The sequence below is a fragment of the Cellulophaga sp. F20128 genome (assembly GCF_023015805.1).
GTDB lineage: Bacteria > Bacteroidota > Bacteroidia > Flavobacteriales > Flavobacteriaceae > Cellulophaga.
On the sequence record NZ_JALKBA010000002.1, the window covers coordinates 43,306 to 62,168 of the forward strand.

16 protein-coding genes are annotated in these 18,863 nt (G+C 36.5%); 10 read left to right on the forward strand and 6 right to left on the reverse strand.

What is annotated here, in order from left to right:
• Positions 1–3: 3 nt before the first annotated feature.
• The 5 genes from MWU65_RS02320 (at position 4) to murI (ending at position 5,679) form a co-directional block, all read left to right on the forward strand.
• Positions 4–744, forward strand: coding sequence for an isoprenyl transferase (locus MWU65_RS02320; protein WP_247075460.1), 741 nt, complete (start codon positions 4–6; stop codon positions 742–744).
• On the forward strand, positions 680–3,337 hold the full coding sequence (locus tag MWU65_RS02325; RefSeq protein WP_247075461.1) for a POTRA domain-containing protein: 2,658 nt from the start codon (positions 680–682) through the stop codon (positions 3,335–3,337). Before MWU65_RS02320 ends, MWU65_RS02325 begins: the two co-directional genes overlap by 65 nt.
• Positions 3,338–3,437: 100 nt before the next feature.
• Complete coding sequence (locus MWU65_RS02330) at positions 3,438–4,232, forward strand: OmpH family outer membrane protein (RefSeq protein ID WP_247075462.1); 795 nt, start codon at positions 3,438–3,440, stop codon at positions 4,230–4,232.
• A 55-nt stretch (positions 4,233–4,287) separates the two neighbouring features.
• Positions 4,288–4,797, forward strand: coding sequence for an OmpH family outer membrane protein (locus MWU65_RS02335; protein ID WP_247075464.1), 510 nt, complete (start codon positions 4,288–4,290; stop codon positions 4,795–4,797).
• Between the two features lie 90 nt (positions 4,798–4,887).
• Positions 4,888–5,679: a glutamate racemase gene (gene murI, locus MWU65_RS02340; protein WP_247075465.1), complete on the forward strand. Its 792-nt coding sequence runs from the start codon at positions 4,888–4,890 to the stop codon at positions 5,677–5,679.
• A 39-nt stretch (positions 5,680–5,718) separates the two neighbouring features.
• On the opposite strand, the gene MWU65_RS02345 is transcribed toward murI, so the two are convergent.
• The gene (locus MWU65_RS02345) at positions 5,719–6,198 is read right to left on the reverse strand and encodes a dihydrofolate reductase (RefSeq protein WP_247075898.1); all 480 of its coding nucleotides are present in this window, start codon (positions 6,196–6,198) and stop codon (positions 5,719–5,721) included.
• Positions 6,199–6,575: 377 nt separating this feature from the next.
• Here MWU65_RS02345 and MWU65_RS02350 point away from each other — a divergent pair, with 377 nt between their 5' ends.
• Entirely contained in the window at positions 6,576–6,872 is a 297-nt protein-coding gene (locus MWU65_RS02350) for an isoamylase early set domain-containing protein (RefSeq protein WP_247075466.1), read from the forward strand.
• 59 nt (positions 6,873–6,931) lie between these two features.
• On the opposite strand, the gene MWU65_RS02355 is transcribed toward MWU65_RS02350, so the two are convergent.
• From MWU65_RS02355 to MWU65_RS02375, 5 genes are all read right to left on the reverse strand, one after another.
• Positions 6,932–7,756 carry a thymidylate synthase gene (locus MWU65_RS02355; protein WP_247075467.1) on the reverse strand — a complete coding sequence of 275 codons (825 nt, stop codon included), beginning with the start codon at positions 7,754–7,756 and terminating at the stop codon, positions 6,932–6,934.
• A gap of 292 nt (positions 7,757–8,048) precedes the next feature.
• Positions 8,049–9,506: a nucleoside transporter C-terminal domain-containing protein gene (locus tag MWU65_RS02360; RefSeq protein ID WP_247075468.1), complete on the reverse strand. Its 1,458-nt coding sequence runs from the start codon at positions 9,504–9,506 to the stop codon at positions 8,049–8,051.
• 22 nt (positions 9,507–9,528) lie between these two features.
• Positions 9,529–10,158: a bifunctional nuclease family protein gene (locus MWU65_RS02365; RefSeq protein WP_247075469.1), complete on the reverse strand. Its 630-nt coding sequence runs from the start codon at positions 10,156–10,158 to the stop codon at positions 9,529–9,531.
• Positions 10,159–10,249: 91 nt separating this feature from the next.
• Positions 10,250–11,218, reverse strand: a complete 969-nt coding sequence (locus tag MWU65_RS02370) for an electron transfer flavoprotein subunit alpha/FixB family protein (protein WP_247075470.1) — start codon at positions 11,216–11,218, stop codon at positions 10,250–10,252.
• Positions 11,219–11,220: 2 nt separating this feature from the next.
• On the reverse strand, positions 11,221–11,967 hold the full coding sequence (locus tag MWU65_RS02375) for an electron transfer flavoprotein subunit beta/FixA family protein (RefSeq protein ID WP_247075472.1): 747 nt from the start codon (positions 11,965–11,967) through the stop codon (positions 11,221–11,223).
• A gap of 168 nt (positions 11,968–12,135) precedes the next feature.
• Between MWU65_RS02375 and MWU65_RS02380 the strand changes: the two genes are divergently transcribed.
• From MWU65_RS02380 to MWU65_RS02395, 4 genes are all read left to right on the forward strand, one after another.
• Positions 12,136–13,113, forward strand: coding sequence for a pyruvate dehydrogenase complex E1 component subunit beta (locus MWU65_RS02380; protein ID WP_247075474.1), 978 nt, complete (start codon positions 12,136–12,138; stop codon positions 13,111–13,113).
• Positions 13,114–13,217: 104 nt separating this feature from the next.
• Positions 13,218–15,713: a DUF5686 family protein gene (locus tag MWU65_RS02385; RefSeq protein WP_247075476.1), complete on the forward strand. Its 2,496-nt coding sequence runs from the start codon at positions 13,218–13,220 to the stop codon at positions 15,711–15,713.
• 83 nt (positions 15,714–15,796) lie between these two features.
• Positions 15,797–16,324 (forward strand): inorganic diphosphatase, encoded by a 528-nt coding sequence (locus MWU65_RS02390; RefSeq protein ID WP_247075478.1) that lies wholly within the window; start codon positions 15,797–15,799, stop codon positions 16,322–16,324.
• Positions 16,325–16,442: 118 nt separating this feature from the next.
• A complete protein-coding gene (locus MWU65_RS02395; RefSeq protein ID WP_247075479.1) occupies positions 16,443–18,851 on the forward strand; it encodes a sodium-translocating pyrophosphatase in 2,409 nt (802 codons plus the stop codon).
• The last annotated feature ends 12 nt before the right edge of the window (positions 18,852–18,863 follow it).

Sequence of the window (18,863 nt, forward strand, 5' to 3'; positions counted from 1 at the left end):
TTTATGAATACAATAGAAGATTTAAGTACAGAAAAACTGCCCAACCATTTGGCTATTATCATGGATGGCAATGGTAGATGGGCAAAACAAAAAGGAAAATTACGCATCTTTGGGCATGAAAATGGTGTAAAAACAGTGCGAAGAACTGTTGAAAATTGCGCCAAACTTGGAATTGGTTACCTCACTTTATATACTTTTTCTACAGAAAATTGGAATAGACCAAAGCTAGAAGTGGATACTTTGATGCGTATTTTGGTGTCCTCATTAAAGAAAGAAGTTAAAACTCTTAACAAAAACAACATAAAACTTAATGCCATTGGGAATTTAGATTCTCTGCCTACAAAAGCAGGTGCGGAGTTAAGGAATGTAATGGCAATAACAGCAGCAAATACTGGTATGACACTGACATTGGCCTTGAGCTATGGTTCCAGAGAAGAGCTTAAAACAGCCATTCAGCAAATTAGCATCAAAGTTAAAAATAATATAATTTCTCCTGAAAATATTGACGAAACCATTATTAATAACCATCTTTACACGCAAAATTTGCCAGACGTAGATTTGCTTATTAGAACTAGCGGTGAGCATAGGATAAGCAACTTCTTATTGTGGCAAATAGCATATGCAGAGCTGTACTTTACAGATGTTCTTTGGCCAGACTTTAAAGAACATCATTTGGTAGATGCAATTAAGAATTATCAGAACAGAGAAAGAAGATTTGGAAAAACTAGCGAACAACTCAACTAACAATGCCAAGAGAGCCATTTCTTTTGGTTCAATTATTACCATCCTTTTATTATTTACCAGCCTTACTGCCCTTGGGCAAGTAACGTCTTATGAAGACGGTAAAAAGTATATTTTAGGAGGTTTGGAAGTAACAGGCCTGGAAAGCTTTAATGAGCAAACAGTAAAAACGTATACAGGTTTACGTGTGGGGCAACCCATTACACTACCCGGAGAAGAGATTAGTGCCATAATTAATAAACTTTGGGGCTTGGAGCTGTTTAGTGATATTAGTTTTGACCTGGTGGATATAAAAGGAGATGAAGTTTTTTTAGAACTGAATATTATTGAACGTCCTACCTTAACAGATGTTACTGTGTATGGAGTTAAAAAAGGAAAGGTCGCTGAAATTATTGATGATACGGATCTTAAAAAGGGAAAGAAGATAACCCAGAGTCTTATCAATAACACTGAAAACTACTTACAGAATAAATACAAGAAAAAAGGTTTTCTAAATACTAGAGTTACTATAGCCACTGCAAAAGACACTTCTGAAACTAATGCGCAGAAGATGGTAGTTAATATTAAAAAAGGTGAAAAAGTTAAGATTAATGAAATTGCCTTTGAAGGGAATGAACAATTGTCTTCAAAAAAACTTCGCAAATCTTTAAAGAAAACAAAGAAGAAAAAATTCTACCGTCTCTTAAAACGTTCCAAGTTTATAGAAGAAGATTACCAAGCAGATCTTACATCATTGATAGCAACTTACGCAGAAAACGGGTACCGAGATGCGAGAATTGTGTCTGATACCATAACTAAGGTGAACGATAAGACTATCAATTTAAAAATAAAAGTAGAAGAGGGTAATAAATATTACTTTGGTGATATTGAGTTTGTTGGAAATACAGTATATCCAGACCGTTTTTTAGAGAGAGCTTTAGGAATTAAAAAAGGCGATGTTTACAATGGGGTGTTATTGAAAGAAAGAATAGAGGATAATACCAAGCCACAACCAAATGATATAGCTAGTTTGTATCAGAATTTTGGATATATGTTTTCTAGTATTAATCCCGTGGAGATTTCTGCTGAAAACGATACTATTAATTTTGAGATTCGAATCATAGAAGGAAAAGAAACCTTTTTAGATCACGTCACTGTAAGTGGTAATGATAAGACCAATGACCATGTAATCTTTAGAGAATTAAGAACTCGTCCAGGTCAAAAATACAATAAGGCAGATATTATTAGAAGTATTAGAGAATTGGGTGCTTTAGGATTTTTTGATGCAGAAAGCATTACACCAGATGTGATAAACCCTAATCCAGATGCGGGTACGGTAGATATTAACTACAGTGTGTTAGAAGCGGGTTCTAGTCAGATAGAATTGCAAGGGGGCTACGGAGGTGGTGGTTTTATTGGTACTTTGGGCTTGTCTTTTAGTAACTTCTCCTTGAACAATATATTTAATAAGGAAGCTTACAGACCTGTTCCTATGGGAGACGGGCAAACATTTGCCTTGCGATTACAGGCGAGTAGAACGTATAGAGTGTACAGTTTAAATTTCTCAGAACCTTGGTTAGGGGGTAAGAAACCAGTACAGTTTAATATGTCTTTGTCTAGAACGCAGCAATTTTCTTATGATTATCAAACGGCAGATATAGATAAGGATAGACAATTTTCTATATCTAGTATTTCTGTGGGGATGGCAAAAAGACTGCAATGGCCAGATGATTACTTTGTAGCATCACATTCATTAGCGTACCAATTGTACGACTTTAAAAACTACAATATCGGATTATTTAATTTCGGTAATGGATCAGCGAATTCGTTTTCATACACCTTTGGTATTTCTAGGGAGTCATTAGATGGTGGAAAGATATTCCCAAGAGGTGGTTCTAGTTTTCAGTTAAAACTAAAGGCTACACCGCCCTATTCTTTGTTTTCGGATAAAGACCACAAAGCCTTGAAAGCAGAAAGTGAAGAATTGCAAGACATACGTAGTACTAGAGCATTAAGTGCTTTTGAGCAAACGCGTTTGGAAGAAATTGAGGAAGATAGGTTTAAGTGGTTAGAATTTTATAAAGCAAGTTTTAAAGGAGATTGGTATACCACCCTTACCGGAGATTTTGTATTGCGTTCCAATGCAGAATTTGGTTTCTTAGGACATTATAACAATGATATAGGCAATGTGCCTTTTGAACGTTATTTTGTTGGGGGAGATGGCTTGGGTAACTTTACCTTAGACGGTAGAGAAACGGTTCAATTAAGAGGCTATGAAAACCAATCTGTAACTCCAGTAGATCCAATTTCTGGACAACAAGAAGGAGGAATTATCTACAATAAATTCTCTATGGAGCTTCGATATCCTATAACTTTAAAGCCGTCGGCATCTATTTATGGACTAGGATTTTTAGAAGCAGGAAACTCTTTCAGCAATTTTAATGATTTTAATCCGTTTCAATTAAAAAGATCTGCCGGTTTAGGTTTGCGTATATTTATGCCAGCTTTTGGTCTTTTAGGAATTGACTTTGGATATGGATTTGATTCTGATCTTCTGCCTGGCTCTGTAGGACCTAGCGGTTGGCAGACACACTTCATCATTGGACAACAGTTTTAATAACAAAGAATATTTCTAAGCTACCTTATGCTAACTATCTCAACCCTAAATGATTAGTATTTTTGGCACGATATTTTCTATGTATTAAAACGAAAAACAAATGAAAACAAAAGTTCTTTTAATAATTACCGCCTTCGTAGTATCTACGAGTATGTTTGCGCAACGTAGTGTAAGAATAGGATATGTAGATATGGAATACATTCTAGAGAATGTAGAAGAGTATAGGGAAGCAAATGAGCAGCTCGCCAACAAGGTAGAGAAGTGGAAGCTAGAAATTGAAGGGGAGCAAAATGAGATCGACAAAATGCGACAATCCTTGCTTGCAGAGAAAGTGTTGTTAACGAACGAGCTAATTGCCGAACGGGAAGAAGAAATCGCAATTCTTGAAAAAGAAATGTTGCAATATCAACAAGACAGGTTTGGGCCACAAGGAGATTTGGTGATACAAAAACTGAGGTTGGTACAGCCAATACAAGACCAAGTGTTCAATGAGGTGCAACAAATAGGAAAAAATAAAAATTACGATTTTATTTTTGATAAATCAGCAGATGTTGTAATGTTGTATGCTGAAAAAAGAAATGATATTAGTGAATTGGTTCTTAGGGCCATATCTAGAACTAGAAAAATAAGCGCTCCTAAGAAATCATCCACTAGAAATAGGTTTGATGATGATGTTGAAGAAACGGAAAAACCAATAACTGAGGCTTTATTAGAGCGTCAAGAAAAAGCGAAGGAGGCTGAGGCTGCCAGAGCCAAAACGGCGGAAGAGAAAAGAGCAGAGCAGTTAAAATTGCGGGAAGAACGCAAAAAAGCGTACGAAGCAAGAAGAAAGAAGTTGTTGGAAGAAAGAGAAGCAAAAAAGAAAGAAAATACCGAAGAGAACGGGAACGAATAAAATAATCTCAAATTATATATAACTAAATACTTAAAATTAACACTCAATTATTATTATGAAACAAGTAAAGAAAATAGCAGTTGCATTAGTATTGTTTGTAGCTACTTCAGGATTTGTAAATGCTCAGGGGAAAATTGCACATGTCAATGTACAGGAATTATTAGCAGATATGCCAGCAATGAAAGCGGCAGATGCAGAGCTTAAAAAATTAAACGAAACCTTAGGAGCAGACATACAAGCTTCTATGACAGAAGCGAGAAATAAAGCAAATCAATACCAAAGTGAAGCTGCGTCTAAAACGGATGAAGAGAACGCTAAAAGACAAGAAGAGTTAATGACATACCAACAAACTATTGGTACTGCTCAGCAAGCGGCACAACAAGAATTGCAAAAGAAACAACAAGAATTGTTTGTACCTATTCAAGAGAAAGCGATGTTAGCTATAGAAAAAGTAGCAGCTGCGCAAGGAATTGACTATGTTGTAGATTCTAGCCCAGGTTCTGGTGTTCTTGTAGCAAAAGGTAAAGATTTACTAGCTGCAGTTAAAAAGGAATTAGGTTTCTAAAAGAAAAATAATTTTATACAAAAGGCCGTGCGTAATGCATGGCCTTTTTTGTTTCTTTGCAGTATATTTATAATGGAATAATAAGCTTAAATGGAGAATAGGCCCATAGGTATTTTTGATTCAGGTATTGGAGGAACCTCCATTTGGAAGGAGATCCATAAGTTGCTCCCCAATGAGGATACCATTTACCTAGCAGATAGTGCCAATGCTCCCTACGGTGTAAAGTCTCCCGAGGACATAATACAACTTAGCGTAAAAAACACAGAACTTTTAATTGCTAAGAACTGTAAGATAATTGTTGTGGCTTGTAATACGGCCACCACCAATGCAATATCCTATTTAAGGAATACGTATACGGATATCGCTTTTATTGGAATAGAGCCTGCAATTAAACCGGCTGCCTTACAGTCTAATTCTAAAATTGTAGGCGTTTTAGCTACTAAAGGGACTTTGTCTAGTAGTTTGTTTCACAGCACGGCTAAAAGTCACGGAGAGGGCATTACAATAATCGATAAAGAGGGGCTAGGTCTCGTTCCATTAATTGAAGCGGGTAAGGCCTCGTCAGTGGAGACAAAAATACTGTTAAAAGAAATTTTGGAGCCAATGCTTCGGGCAAACATTGATTATTTGGTTTTGGGTTGTACGCATTACCCGTACTTAATTCCTGTATTAAAAGAATTGTTGCCAAGCAATATTACCATTATAGATTCTGGTGAGGCCGTAGCACGACAAACAAAGGCAGTTTTAGAAAAAGGTGAGCTGCTCAACGGGGCTAAGCATGCAGTAAAACATCAATTTTACACCAATGCCGATGTAACTATTTTAAGTACGTTTCTAAGTGATGTAAACAGCTTCTTGAAAATTGAATACCTCAAATTTTAATGAGGATAAGCCTTAGGAAATAATGTCCCTAAAAAAATGCTATTTTTTTAAGTAGCTAAGGTAGGTGAAGTCGTACTTGTGTTTTTCATCTTTCGGGTGATATTCTTCAGTGAGTAGTTTCCAATCTTCAGGATTAATTTCCGGAAAAAAAGTATCAGCTTCAAGGTTAACATGCACACGGGTGAGTTCAATTTTGTGGGTATACTGTAGGCCTTGTTTGTAAATTTCACCCCCTCCAATAATATAAGCTAAAGGTTCAGATTTTGTGAGTTGTAATGCATTTTCTATGGAGTTGACTACCACACAATTTTCAAAGGCAATTTTGTAATCTGTATTTCTTGTAATTACAATATGCTGTCTGTTTGGCAGGGGTTTGGGGAAGCTTTCAAATGTTTTTCTTCCCATAATGATGGGGTGTCCAGTTGTCAATAATTTAAAACGTTTAAAATCATCAGGCAAATGCCAGAGTAGATCGTTGTTTTTGCCAAGCGCATTATTGGTTGCCGCTGCTGCTATCATTGTAATGGTTTGTGCCATTTTTATATTTTTCTTAGAGGTGTTTTTTAAAAATTTAAAACAATTCATTCATCTTGGTTTTTGAATACCGAGCATCCATCCAAATATACATTAATTCAAATAGTTTAGAAGGGCATTGCCCTGTATTCTAGAAGAATTGTACTGGTTTTTGTCTTTGTATAATGGTAATTCGGTGATTTATAGAATGTTAAAATCGTATGAAATCGTTTTTTTAATTGTGTTTTTGTAAAATTACAAACGTATTATTAGTAATAATTACTTTATGTTCTTATCGTTTTATGAAATTGACAATTCGGTGCTTGATTCTTGCTAATGAGCGTTTTAAGCTGTTCATTTGCGGAAAAAATAAACATAGAATTATGGGAATTGCAAAACAGTATTTAAAATCGAAACCAGTTTGTAAAGTAACCTTTACAGTACCCGCTGAAAAAGCAAAAAAAGTTGCTGTAGTAGGAGATTTTAACGAATGGAATCCTAAGAAAAGTGAATTGAAAAAATTAAAAAACGGAACTTTTAAAGGAACGTTAGAATTACCAAAAGAAGGTACTTTTGAATTTAAGTACTTGGTAGATGGTGAGTTTGTTAATGAAGCAAAGGCAGATCGTTACCAATGGAATGATTATGCTGGGACTGAGAATTCTGTCTTAGAATTGTAATTTCTGCCTCGGTATAAAAAAAAGCTAAATACAAATTTGTATTTAGCTTTTTTTTTTTGTTAAATGGCCACAATTCCTTTAATATGCGGGTGTGGATCATAATCTGTTAAGCTAAAATCTTCAAACTTAAAATCAAAAATGTCTTTAACTTCAGGATTTAGAGTCATTTTTGGCAGCGGTCTAATGGCTCTGCTTAGTTGCAATTCTACTTGCTCTAAATGATTGTTGTAAATATGTGCATCGCCAAAAGTGTGAATAAATTCACCCGCTTCATAACCGCAGACTTGTGCCATCATCATCGTAAATAGGGCATAGGATGCAATGTTAAAGGGCACGCCTAAAAATATGTCTGCACTGCGTTGGTACAATTGACATGATAATTTGCCGTCTGCTACATAAAACTGAAAGAAAGCATGACAAGGCGGTAGCGCGGCCTTTCCATTCGCGACATTTTCTGCAAAGGAAACGGAGGTATCTGGTAATACGCTTGGGTTCCATGCGGTAACCAACATTCTTCTGCTGTTGGGGTTGGTTTTAAGGGTGTGGATCACCTCTTTTATTTGATCGATGTCCTCGCTATTCCAGTTGCGCCATTGATGCCCGTATACAGGACCAAGATCTCCCTTGTCATCTGCCCATTCATTCCAAATACGAACCCCATTTTCTTGTAAGTAGCCAATGTTGGTGTCTCCAGTTAAAAACCAAAGCAATTCATATACGATGGATTTTAAATGCAGTTTTTTTGTGGTGACCATAGGGAAACCTTCGCTTAGGTCAAATCTCATTTGGTGACCAAAAACACTAGTGGTTCCTGTGCCAGTGCGATCTCCTTTTTGATTGCCTTTGTCTAATACGTGTGTAAGTAAGTCGTGGTATTGTTTCATTTTTTAATGACATCTATCTCCATGAAATGAATAGGAGTTATGTTAGATTGTAAAATTAATTAATGTAAAAGAAATTATAAGGCTAGAATGCATTTCAATATTAAAAACTTATTAACTAGTCTGTCATAAAGGGAGAAAATATTTCTATTTCTAAAGTTAAATGTAGTCCAGATTTGTCTGAAGAAGGTTGATGTGCTATAGGGAAGTAAACATCTTTAACCAACTGACTAAGGTCATTCGAAACATCAAGTTTCCTAAAAGATTCTCATTGAGCTTTTTTTCCCTTCAGCCCTTACCCTAAAATCATCCCAGCAATTGTAGCAGAAAGCAAGGAGGCAATAGAACCACCTAAAACGGCTTTAAGTCCAAATTCTGACAATGTTTTTCGTTGCCCAGGAGCTAAGGAACCAATACCGCCAATTTGTATCCCGATAGAGGCAAAATTTGCAAAGCCACACAGCATATAGGTAGCCATTAAGACCGACTTATTATACGTAAAATGGGTGCTGCTTGCCATATCTTTCAGTTCTGCTAGCTGTATGTAGCCAATAAATTCACTTGCAGCAAGTTTAATACCGAGCAACTGCCCCATAAGCATTATATCTTCTTTGGCTACACCAATAAGCCACATTAAAGGCGCAAAAATGGTTCCAAGAATTGCTTCTAGGCTAAATTGTTCATACACACTATTATTGGCTATCCAGCTGTTTATGGAAGAGGTGTCTCCTATATCACCCACCCAGCCTAAAATACCATTGATCATGGCAATAAATGCAACAAAAACCAGAAGCATTGCTCCTACGTTTACAGCCAATTTTAAGCCTTCCGTTGTGCCGTTTGCAATGGCGTCTAATATATTGGCGCCTATTTTTTCTGTTGAAACCTTTACCTCTGTGTTTATGGGTTCGGTTTGTGGGTATAGTATTTTTGAAATAACAATAGCTCCCGGTGCAGCCATGACGGAGGCAGCTAATAAATGCTTGGCAAAGTGTAGTCGTAAGATTTCGTCATCACCCCCTAAAAAACCAATATAGGCAGCTAAAACTGCACCAGCAACCGTAGCCATACCGCCAATCATCACTAGTAAAATTTCGGACTTGTTCATTTTTTCTAAATACGCCTTAATCAATAAGGGGGCTTCCGTTTGTCCTAAAAATATATTCCCGGCAACCGATAAGCTTTCTGCTCCAGAAATACCTAAGGTTTTGGTTAGCAGCCAGGCTAGTGCCTTTACAACTTTTTGGATAATCCCTAAATAGAATAATACAGAGGTTAAGGCCGAAAAGAAAATAATGGTAGGGAGTACTTGAAAGGCAAAAATAAACCCAAAGGTATCCATGTCTGTAACAAGGCCTTCAAATAAAAACTTACTTCCTTTTGTAGTAAATTCTAAAATACTGACAAATATCTTCCCTATAGTATCAAAAACTTTAGCAACAAAATTTACCTTCAATACGCCTATTGCGATAATTAATTGTAGTCCCAGTCCAATACCTACGGTTCTCCAATTTATAGCTTTTCGGTTGGCGCTAAATAAAAAAGCAATGAACAATAGCGCTAGCATTCCTAATCCCCCTCGAAGTAAACTGTTTATTGAAAACCCTTGATTGTCAATTAACTGATCGGGAAAATCATTTGTGGTTATGGTTTCAACGGTTTTAGGTACTAGATTAGTAGCTAAGGAGTCTTGTGCGATAGAAGGGAAAATGACAAAAAAAGCAATGAGGAGAATCCAGTAACTTTTTTTCATGTTATTTATGGTGTAAAGAGGGTTATTTTCTTTTTGAGATTTCATCCCGTAACTTGGCTGCTTTTTCATAATCTTCACTGGCAACAGCCTTATTGAGTTCTTGATGTAATTCCTCAACGGTTAATTCACGGTAGGCATCTGAAGGGTTAGATTCAATCTCTACGGTTTCGCTCTCTTGAAGAATTTCATCAACCATAATGCTATCATCCGTTTCTTCTTCCTTTTCTTCTTTGTTAGAAAATTTCAAGAAAATACCTGCTTTGTCTAATATGGTTTTATAGGTAAATATTGGTGCATCAAAACGCAAGGCTAATGCAATAGCATCGCTTGTTCTGGCATCAATGATTTCTTCAACCTTATCGCGCTCGCAAATAATACTAGAATAAAAAACACCATCAACTAGTTTGTGTATAATGACTTGTTTGATAACAATATCATATCGATCTGAAAAATTTTTAAAGAGATCGTGTGTTAGTGGTCTTGGGGGTTTAATTTCTTTTTCGAGGGCTATGGCAATAGATTGTGCCTCAAAGGCACCTATAACGATAGGTAATTTTCGATCACCATCAACTTCATTCAATATCAAGGCATAAGCGCCATTTTGCGTTTGGCTATATGATATTCCTTTTATTTTTAGTCGTACTAAACTCATATTCACATTTAAAATTACTAAGGGCTGTTTAAATAAAAGGGAATTCCTTGTATTTAAACAGCCCTTTAGTATGGGCACAATTTATAAAAAATTAAGCGTTTTGAGCTTTAAATTCTTTTAATTTTTCTATTAGTTTAGGAACTACTTCAAAAGCGTCGCCCACAATACCGTAATCTGCGGCCTTAAAAAAAGGCGCTTCAGGATCTGTATTGATCACAACTTTTACTTTAGAAGCACTTACACCAGCCAGGTGTTGAATGGCTCCAGAAATACCAATGGCAATGTATAAATTGCTAGCTACTGGTTTTCCCGTTTGGCCAACGTGTTCGCTATGTGGTCTCCAGCCTAAATCTGAAACTGGTTTAGAACAGGCTGTTGCAGCGCCAAGAACTTCTGCTAATTCTTCTATCATCCCCCAGTTTTCTGGTCCTTTTAAGCCTCTACCACCAGACACAACAATATCTGCATCTGCGATAGTTGCCTTACCGACTACCTTATCTACTTCTACAGATTTTGTAGCGAAATCGGCATCAGTTAAGGAAGGAGAAAAGTCTTCTGCTGTTGCTGTTGTGCTATTTTCTTTAGCACCAAAAGAGTTATTAGACACGCCAATAACTTTAATATCCGTACCAATTGTGGTATGAGCAAAACCTTTGTTGCTAAAAACCGTTCTTTTGACCTTAAAGGGAGAAGTACTTTCTGGAGCGGTTACCACGTTAGGGGCATAACCCGCTTTTAGTTTAGCCGCTACGATAGGGGCTAAATATTTACTATCTGTACTTGAGCTAACAACCACTACTTGGCTGCCTTCTTTTTCTGCGGCTTCAGTTATTGCGTGTGCAAATGCTTTGGCGTTAAACGTTTTAAGCTTGTCGTTGCTAATAGTTAATACTTTGTTGACACCGTAAGTGCCCAAGGTGTCGTTGCTATCGGCATTAAAGGATACAGCTGTAACTGTTGTTCCCAGTTGCTGTGCAACGGCGTATGCATAAGAAGCTACTTCAAAAGCACTCTTTTTAAATTTTCCGTTTTCTGATTCTGTATATACTAAAACTGACATATTTAGATTGCTTTTGCTTCGTTATGTAATAAGTTAATTAACTCGTCTATATTATCTGCGTCTATGAGTTTAACAGCTCCTTTTGCAGCAGGCTTGTCAAAACTAACATCTGTTGTGGCAGCGGTTACAGCGATTGGTTCTATTACCGTTAATGCTTTTTTACGAGCCATCATAATACCTCTCATGTTGGGTATTCTTAAATCACTTTCTTGAACTAGTCCTTTTTGACCTCCAATAACTAGAGGTAAAGAGGTGCTAATCTTTTCTTTACCACCGTCAATTTCTCGGGTAGCAGTTACGGTATCGCCATCAACCTCCAAACCTGTACAAGTGTTTACAAAGTTCATATCCAATAGGGTAGCGATCATTCCTGGAACCATACCACCATTGTAATCTAAAGATTCACGACCAGCAATAACTAGATCATATCCTCCGTTTTTTACAACTTCCGCTAATTGTTGAGCAACATAAAAACCATCTATAGGTTCTGCGTTTACACGGATAGCTTCGTCTGCGCCAATGGCTAGTGCTTTTCGGATGGTGGGTTCAGTGGCTGTACCACCTACATTGGCAACATGAACCGTTGCGCCCTGTTTTTCCTTGAACCACATTGCTCTTGTAAGTCCAAATTCATCATTCGGGTTAATTACAAATTGTACACCGTTAGTATCAAACTTCGTATCACCCTCTGTAAAATTTATTTTAGAAGTAGTGTCTGGTACGTTACTTATGCAGACTAATATTTTCATGTTTTATCAAATTTAAAATAACAGTGCTAAGATAGCTAATAATTTTCTAATTTACTATGCATGCATAACAAATTTATATTTTTTTTTACGATGTGGTGCTCATTAATTGAAAGATATTTTGCTATTTTTGCTAGCGTTTTATTGATTATACTAATTTATTCAACATAAATGAAAACATTACAGTTTAGAGAAGCAATTGCTGAGGCTATGTCTGAGGAGATGCGAAAAGATGAATCTATCTATTTGATGGGTGAAGAAGTAGCGGAATATAATGGTGCTTACAAGGCATCTAAAGGGATGTTGGAAGAATTTGGAGCCAAGCGAGTAATTGATACTCCTATTTCTGAATTAGGCTTTTCTGGAATAGCTATTGGTTCTGCAATGAATGGAAATAGACCTATTGTAGAGTATATGACCTTTAATTTTGCTTTGGTTGGTATAGATCAAATCATAAATAATGCGGCTAAAATTAGACAAATGTCTGGTGGGCAATTTAATTGTCCTATAGTTTTTCGTGGACCTACAGCTTCGGCTGGTCAATTGGCGGCAACACATTCACAGGCTTTTGAGAGCTGGTTTGCGAATTGTCCGGGCTTAAAAGTGGTTGTGCCATCTAATCCTATGGATGCTAAAGGTTTGCTAAAGGCTGCTATTCAAGATGATGATCCAGTTATTTTTATGGAGTCTGAGCAAATGTATGGTGATAAAGGAGAGGTGCCAGAAGGAGAATTTACAATACCATTGGGTGTTGCAGATATAAAAAGAGAAGGTACAGATGTCACTATTGTTTCTTTTGGTAAAATTATTAAGGAAGCGTATAAGGCGGCAGACGAATTAGAAAAAGAAGGTATTAGTTGTGAGATTATAGATCTTAGAACGGTAAAACCTTTAGATTATGAGGCTATCTTAAAGTCGGTTAAAAAAACAAATAGACTTGTAGTTTTAGAAGAGGCTTGGCCATTTGGCAATGTGGCTTCGGAAATTACTTATCATATACAGTCTAACGCATTTGATTATTTAGATGCGCCTATTGAACGTATAAATACAGCGGATACTCCAGCGCCTTATTCTCCTGAATTGTTTGCAGCTTGGTTGCCAAACAAGAACGATGTTGTAAAGGCTGTTAAAAAAGTAATGTACAAATAAGAAGGCTGGTTTTCTTAAAAAAAAATAGAGAAGCTTTGTCAGTAATGGCAAAGCTTTTTTCATTGGAATAAAAATTGTAGTCTTGTTCTTAATTAATAAGCGTTATGAAGAAATTTCTATTGCTTCTGTTTAGTTTAGGTACCGTGATAGCAATGGCACAAACCAAAGTGAGTGGTATTGTCATTGATGAATTTGGGGATCCTGTTGCTTTTGCGAATGTGCTTTTTAAAAATTCTACGGAAGGTACTATTACCAATGATGACGGTAGGTTTTATATGGAGTCTGAGAGCACCTATGAAACGCTACAAATTTCATTTATAGGATATAAAAAACAAGACATAAGTTTGACAAAAAAAGTAACTTATGAAATGGAAATTACATTAATGGAGTCTGGCGAACAGCTAAACGAAGTTGTAATTTACTCGGGTAAGCTATCCAAAAAAAACAATCCTGCTATTGATATTCTGAAGAAGATTTGGGCAAAAAAGAGAGAAAACGGCGTTTATAAGTATCAACAGTACCAGTATGATAAGTATGAGAAAATTGAATTTGACCTAAATACCATAGATAGCTCTGTTATTAAAAGTAGAATGTTTAAGGGCTTAGAGTTTGTTTTTGACGATTTGGACACCTCCAGAATTACGGGGAAAACATATTTGCCGGTTTTTATCAATGAAACCTTTCATAAAGTCAATGGTGATAATGTTTTAGGACTTAAAAAAGAATCGCTTCAGGGTAGTAAAAACTCGGGATTTACAAACAATCAAGCGATAACGGCCTTTGTTGAAGATTTGTATTCAGATTACGATATTTACAATAATTACCTCAAATTTTTTGATAAAAGTTTTACCAGTCCGCTTTCAAAAACGGGTATAGATGTCTACAATTATGCCCTGTCAGACAGTGCTTATATTGACAATAAGTGGTGTTATAATATTGTGTATTATCCAAGGCGTAAAAATGAGCTGACTTTTAAGGGAGACTTTTGGGTTAACGATTCTACCTACGCCATCAAAAAAATAAATTTAGAAGTTACCAAAAGTGCTAATATAAACTGGGTTAAGGAAATTTATATTGAACAAGACTTTGAGGTGGTTAATGATTCGGTTTTTCTGTTGCAACGCGATTATATGCTGAGTGATTTTAGCTTGAGCAAAAAAGAAAAGTCGAAAGGAATTTACGGCAAGCGTACTACGGTTTACGACAATTATATATTTGACATTCCTAAAGATAAAAAGTTTTATAAGGATACCGGAGAAGAATACAATCCGGAAGCATTTAGTAGGGATGATGCCTATTGGAGTGTGAATAGGCTTGAGGGCTTAAACAAAGATGAAAAGGGGGTGTATAAACTATTAGATACCCTAAAAACCATTCCCAAGTTTAAAAGCTATTATAATATTGTGAGTATACTAGGCTCTGGCTATATAGAGATTGATAAATGGAATATAGATATTGGTGATGTCTATAGTGTTTTTGGGTATAATGATGCAGAGGGTGTTCGTATGCGAGGAGGGGCTCGAACATTTTTTGGGCAAAATGATCCTTGGCGTTTAGAGGGTTATTTGGCCTATGGATTAAAAGATGAAAAAATAAAACACGGCTTTTCTGCAAAGTGGCTTATCGATAAAAAAAGTAGGCTGATTATTTCTGGTGGTAGTCGGAAAGATATAGAGCAATTGGGTTTGAGTTTAACCGCAACCAACGATGTGATGGGTAGAAGTATAGCTTCTTCCTCTGTTTTTACGGTGGGGTCTAATGATCGGTTAACAAATATACAATTGTCGGCCTTGAGTTTAGAGGTTGAACCCGTGCACAATTTAAGAGTACGACTTGGCGGTTCTTTTAGAGAGCTAAGTTCGGCCTTGCCCGATGCCTTTAGTTTGGATTATGTAGATGCGGAATCGCCTACGGGAGTATCATCCGAAATAAAACAACTAGACCTTACTACAACCTTAGTTTATACTCCAGGCAAACGAACTATTGGGTACGGGGTAGAGCGAAAAGATATTAATGATGAATATAGTACCTTGTTATTTAATTATACCCGAGGTATAAAAGGGTCAATGGAAAGTGATTTTGAATATGATAAAATTCAGTTTTCTTACGGTCAGCCATGGCAGATAGGAGGTTTTGGAAGGTTGTACAGTACCGTAGAGGTGGGTAAAACAATTGGAGAAGTTCCTTTAGGTTTGTTGAATGTGATACCGGGGAACCAGACCTTATTTTCAATTTACAATACCTTTCCCAATTTAGACTTTTACGAGTTTGTAACAGATACCTATGCCGCAGTACACTTAGAGCATAATTTTAATGGCAGAATATTTTCGCGCATTCCATTTATGCGGAAATTAAATTTACGTGAAATTGTGGGGTTACGTGGAGTTTGGGGAGAATTGTCGACCGAAAACATAGCCTTGAGTGCCCCAACCAATATTCCGCTATTAGCACCATCTGATAAAATGTATTGGGAGTATTCGTTTGGAGTAGGTAATATTTTTAAAATTTTAAGAGTAGATTTTAACTTTAGAGGGAATTATTTAGAGAATCCAAATGCCAGACCATTTAGTGTTACCGGCTCTTTTGGATTTAGTTTTTGATAAAATGTTCCCATTAATTTAAACTAAAAACGGTTTTATTTCGTTTAGATTAAACTATTTTTGTAATATAATTAACAATAAGAATGACAAAACAAGGTAAAACATCTTTTGATGTGTTGATCGAAATCCCTAAGGGAAGCAGGAATAAATATGAATATGATTTTGAATTGAAAAAAATTCGTTTTGATAGAATGTTGTTTTCTTCAATGATGTACCCAGCAGATTATGGTTTTGTACCAGAAACTTTAGCATTGGATGGGGATCCATTAGATGTTTTGGTAATGGGTGGGGAGCCAACATTTCCTATGTGTGTTGTAGAAGTAAAACCAATAGGAGTTTTTCATATGGCTGATGAAAAAGGGCCTGATGAAAAGGTTATATGTGTTCCAGTTTCGGACCCTATTTGGAATAATTTGAACGATTTATCTGATATGAACCCACATCAGATTAAAGAAATTGAACATTTTTTTCAAGTTTATAAGGATTTAGAAAAGAAAAAAGTAGATGTTGGTGGCTGGGGAAATGCTGAAGAAGCCTATGATATCCTTAATAAATGTATAAATAGATACAATGAAAGTGAGCATAAAGTGAACGGTAATTTTACAATTTAAGAATTGTACGCTTTAAATAAAATCAAAAGCCCTTGCAGATACATTTGCAAGGGCTTTTGTATTAAGGTTGATTTTCCTATTTTTGCCCCGCTAAATAATTAACAAACAATAAAATAATATGGAATCAATGATGATTTATATGCCAATTGCCATGGCAGTATTAGGATTAATTTATATGGTTGTAAAACAATCATGGGTAATGAAGCAAGATGCCGGAGATGGTAAGATGAAAGAAATTTCGGACCATATCTATGAAGGAGCTCTCGCTTTTTTAAAGGCAGAATATAAATTGTTGGCCATATTTGTAGTAATTGTGAGTATACTTTTAACGATTGTATCCTTTGTAGTGCCAACAACACATTGGTTAATAGTTGTGGCATTTATTTTTGGAGCAATATTTTCTGCCTATGCAGGTAATATAGGAATGAAGATAGCTACCAAAACAAATGTGAGAACTACGCAAGCTGCAAAAACAAGTTTGCCAAATGCACTTAAGGTTTCTTTTGGTGGAGGTACAGTAATGGGACTTGGAGTTGCCGGTTTGGCAGTTTTAGGACTTACTACTTTCTTTATTGGTTTCTTCTATTTCTTTATGGATAGCACTTGGACCAATACGATGGATATGACAATCGTTTTGGAAACGCTAGCAGGATTTTCTCTAGGCGCAGAGTCTATTGCTTTGTTTGCTAGAGTAGGTGGCGGTATTTATACCAAAGCAGCAGATGTTGGTGCAGATTTAGTAGGTAAGGTAGAAGCTGGTATTCCAGAAGATGACCCGCGTAACCCTGCTACTATTGCAGATAACGTTGGTGATAATGTAGGTGATGTTGCAGGTATGGGAGCCGATTTGTTTGGGTCCTACGTAGCAACCGTATTAGCAGCTATGGTGTTAGGTAACTATGTGATTAAAGATATGGGCGGTGCAATTCAAGATGCTTTTGGAGGAATTGGACCAATTTTATTGCCAATGGCCATTGCAGGTGTGGGAATAATTATTTCCATAATTGGTACTATGTTGGTTAAAATAAAAAGTAATGATGCTAAAGAAGCGCAAGTAATGGGTGCTTTAAACTTAGGCAACTGGGTTTCTATTGGTTTAGTTGCAGCAGCATGTTTTGGGTTGGTTACTTGGATGTTGCCAGAAACAATGCAAATGAACTTCTTTGGCGAAGGATTAATTGAGATTTCATCGATGCGTGTATTCTATGCAACCTTGGTAGGTTTAGTTGTAGGTGCGGTAATTTCATCGGTTACAGAATATTATACAGGTTTGGGTAAAAAACCTATTTTAAAAATAGTACAACAATCTAGTACAGGAGCAGGAACCAACATTATTGCTGGTTTGGCTACAGGGATGATTTCTACATTCCCTTCTGTATTGTTATTTGCTGGAGCAATTTGGGCTTCTTATGCTTTTGCAGGATTCTACGGTGTTGCCCTTGCAGCATCTGCAATGATGGCTACCACTGCTATGCAGTTGGCAATTGACGCATTTGGACCAATTTCTGACAACGCAGGTGGTATTGCAGAAATGAGTGAACAAGAACCTATAGTGAGAGAGCGTACAGATATCTTAGATTCAGTAGGGAATACAACTGCAGCAACAGGAAAAGGATTTGCTATTGCTTCTGCTGCATTAACATCATTGGCATTATTTGCTGCCTATGTTACGTTTACAGGAATAGACGGAATAAATATCTTTAAAGCACCGGTTTTAGCTATGTTGTTTGTCGGGGGTATGGTACCCGTAGTATTTTCTGCCTTGGCAATGAATGCAGTAGGTAAAGCGGCTATGGAAATGGTGCAAGAAGTACGTAGACAGTTTAGAGATATTCCAGGAATTATGGAAGGTACTGGGAAACCAGAATACGATAAATGTGTAGCCATTTCAACCAAAGCTTCTTTAAAAGAAATGATGTTGCCAGGATTGTTAACAATCGGATTTCCTTTGGTAATTGCATTTGTTCCTATGATTTTTGGTATGGATAATTTAGCAATTGCTGAAATGTTAGGTGGTTATATGGCAGGTGTTACTGTTTCTGGTGTGCTTTGGGCAATATTTCAAAACAACGCTGGTGGTGCATGGGATAACGCAAAAAAATCTTTTGAAGCAGGTGTAGAGATTAACGGAGAAATGACGTACAAAGGTTCTGAGGCACATAAAGCGGCTGTAACTGGTGATACGGTAGGTGATCCATTTAAAGATACTTCAGGTCCTTCTATGAACATCTTAATTAAGTTAACTTGTTTAATAGGATTGGTCATTGCGCCAATCTTAGGTGGACACGCTGTAGAGGGGGTTGCAAACAATACTTCAGAAATTAGAAAAGAAATTAAAGTAGAAATAACTGCAGATACAGATAAAATGGCAATGGCTACAATTACTACCGTGACAATGAAGAACGGAGTTAAAGAAAGCAATGCAGAAGTGATTACAGGTTCTTTGGAAGAAGTAAAAGAGCAAGTAGCAACTTTAAAAGGAGAAGAAAATAAAACTGTAGAAGTAAAAACGGTTATTGAGGAGTAAGACCCTCCTGCT

Coding starts and splice junctions, on each gene's coding strand:
- MWU65_RS02355 (WP_247075467.1), bottom strand. CDS start 7,756: ATGAAACAATACCACGACTTACTTACACACGTATTAGACAAAGGCAAT.
- MWU65_RS02375 (WP_247075472.1), bottom strand. CDS start 11,967: ATGAAAATATTAGTCTGCATAAGTAACGTACCAGACACTACTTCTAAA.
- MWU65_RS02380 (WP_247075474.1), top strand. CDS start 12,136: ATGAAAACATTACAGTTTAGAGAAGCAATTGCTGAGGCTATGTCTGAG.
- MWU65_RS02320 (WP_247075460.1), top strand. CDS start 4: ATGAATACAATAGAAGATTTAAGTACAGAAAAACTGCCCAACCATTTG.
- MWU65_RS02395 (WP_247075479.1), top strand. CDS start 16,443: ATGGAATCAATGATGATTTATATGCCAATTGCCATGGCAGTATTAGGA.
- MWU65_RS02335 (WP_247075464.1), top strand. CDS start 4,288: ATGAAACAAGTAAAGAAAATAGCAGTTGCATTAGTATTGTTTGTAGCT.
- MWU65_RS02370 (WP_247075470.1), bottom strand. CDS start 11,218: ATGTCAGTTTTAGTATATACAGAATCAGAAAACGGAAAATTTAAAAAG.
- MWU65_RS02385 (WP_247075476.1), top strand. CDS start 13,218: ATGAAGAAATTTCTATTGCTTCTGTTTAGTTTAGGTACCGTGATAGCA.
- MWU65_RS02325 (WP_247075461.1), top strand. CDS start 680: ATGCAATTAAGAATTATCAGAACAGAGAAAGAAGATTTGGAAAAACTA.
- MWU65_RS02365 (WP_247075469.1), bottom strand. CDS start 10,158: ATGAGTTTAGTACGACTAAAAATAAAAGGAATATCATATAGCCAAACG.
- MWU65_RS02350 (WP_247075466.1), top strand. CDS start 6,576: ATGGGAATTGCAAAACAGTATTTAAAATCGAAACCAGTTTGTAAAGTA.
- MWU65_RS02330 (WP_247075462.1), top strand. CDS start 3,438: ATGAAAACAAAAGTTCTTTTAATAATTACCGCCTTCGTAGTATCTACG.
- murI (WP_247075465.1), top strand. CDS start 4,888: ATGGAGAATAGGCCCATAGGTATTTTTGATTCAGGTATTGGAGGAACC.
- MWU65_RS02345 (WP_247075898.1), bottom strand. CDS start 6,198: ATGATAGCAGCAGCGGCAACCAATAATGCGCTTGGCAAAAACAACGAT.
- MWU65_RS02390 (WP_247075478.1), top strand. CDS start 15,797: ATGACAAAACAAGGTAAAACATCTTTTGATGTGTTGATCGAAATCCCT.
- MWU65_RS02360 (WP_247075468.1), bottom strand. CDS start 9,506: ATGAAAAAAAGTTACTGGATTCTCCTCATTGCTTTTTTTGTCATTTTC.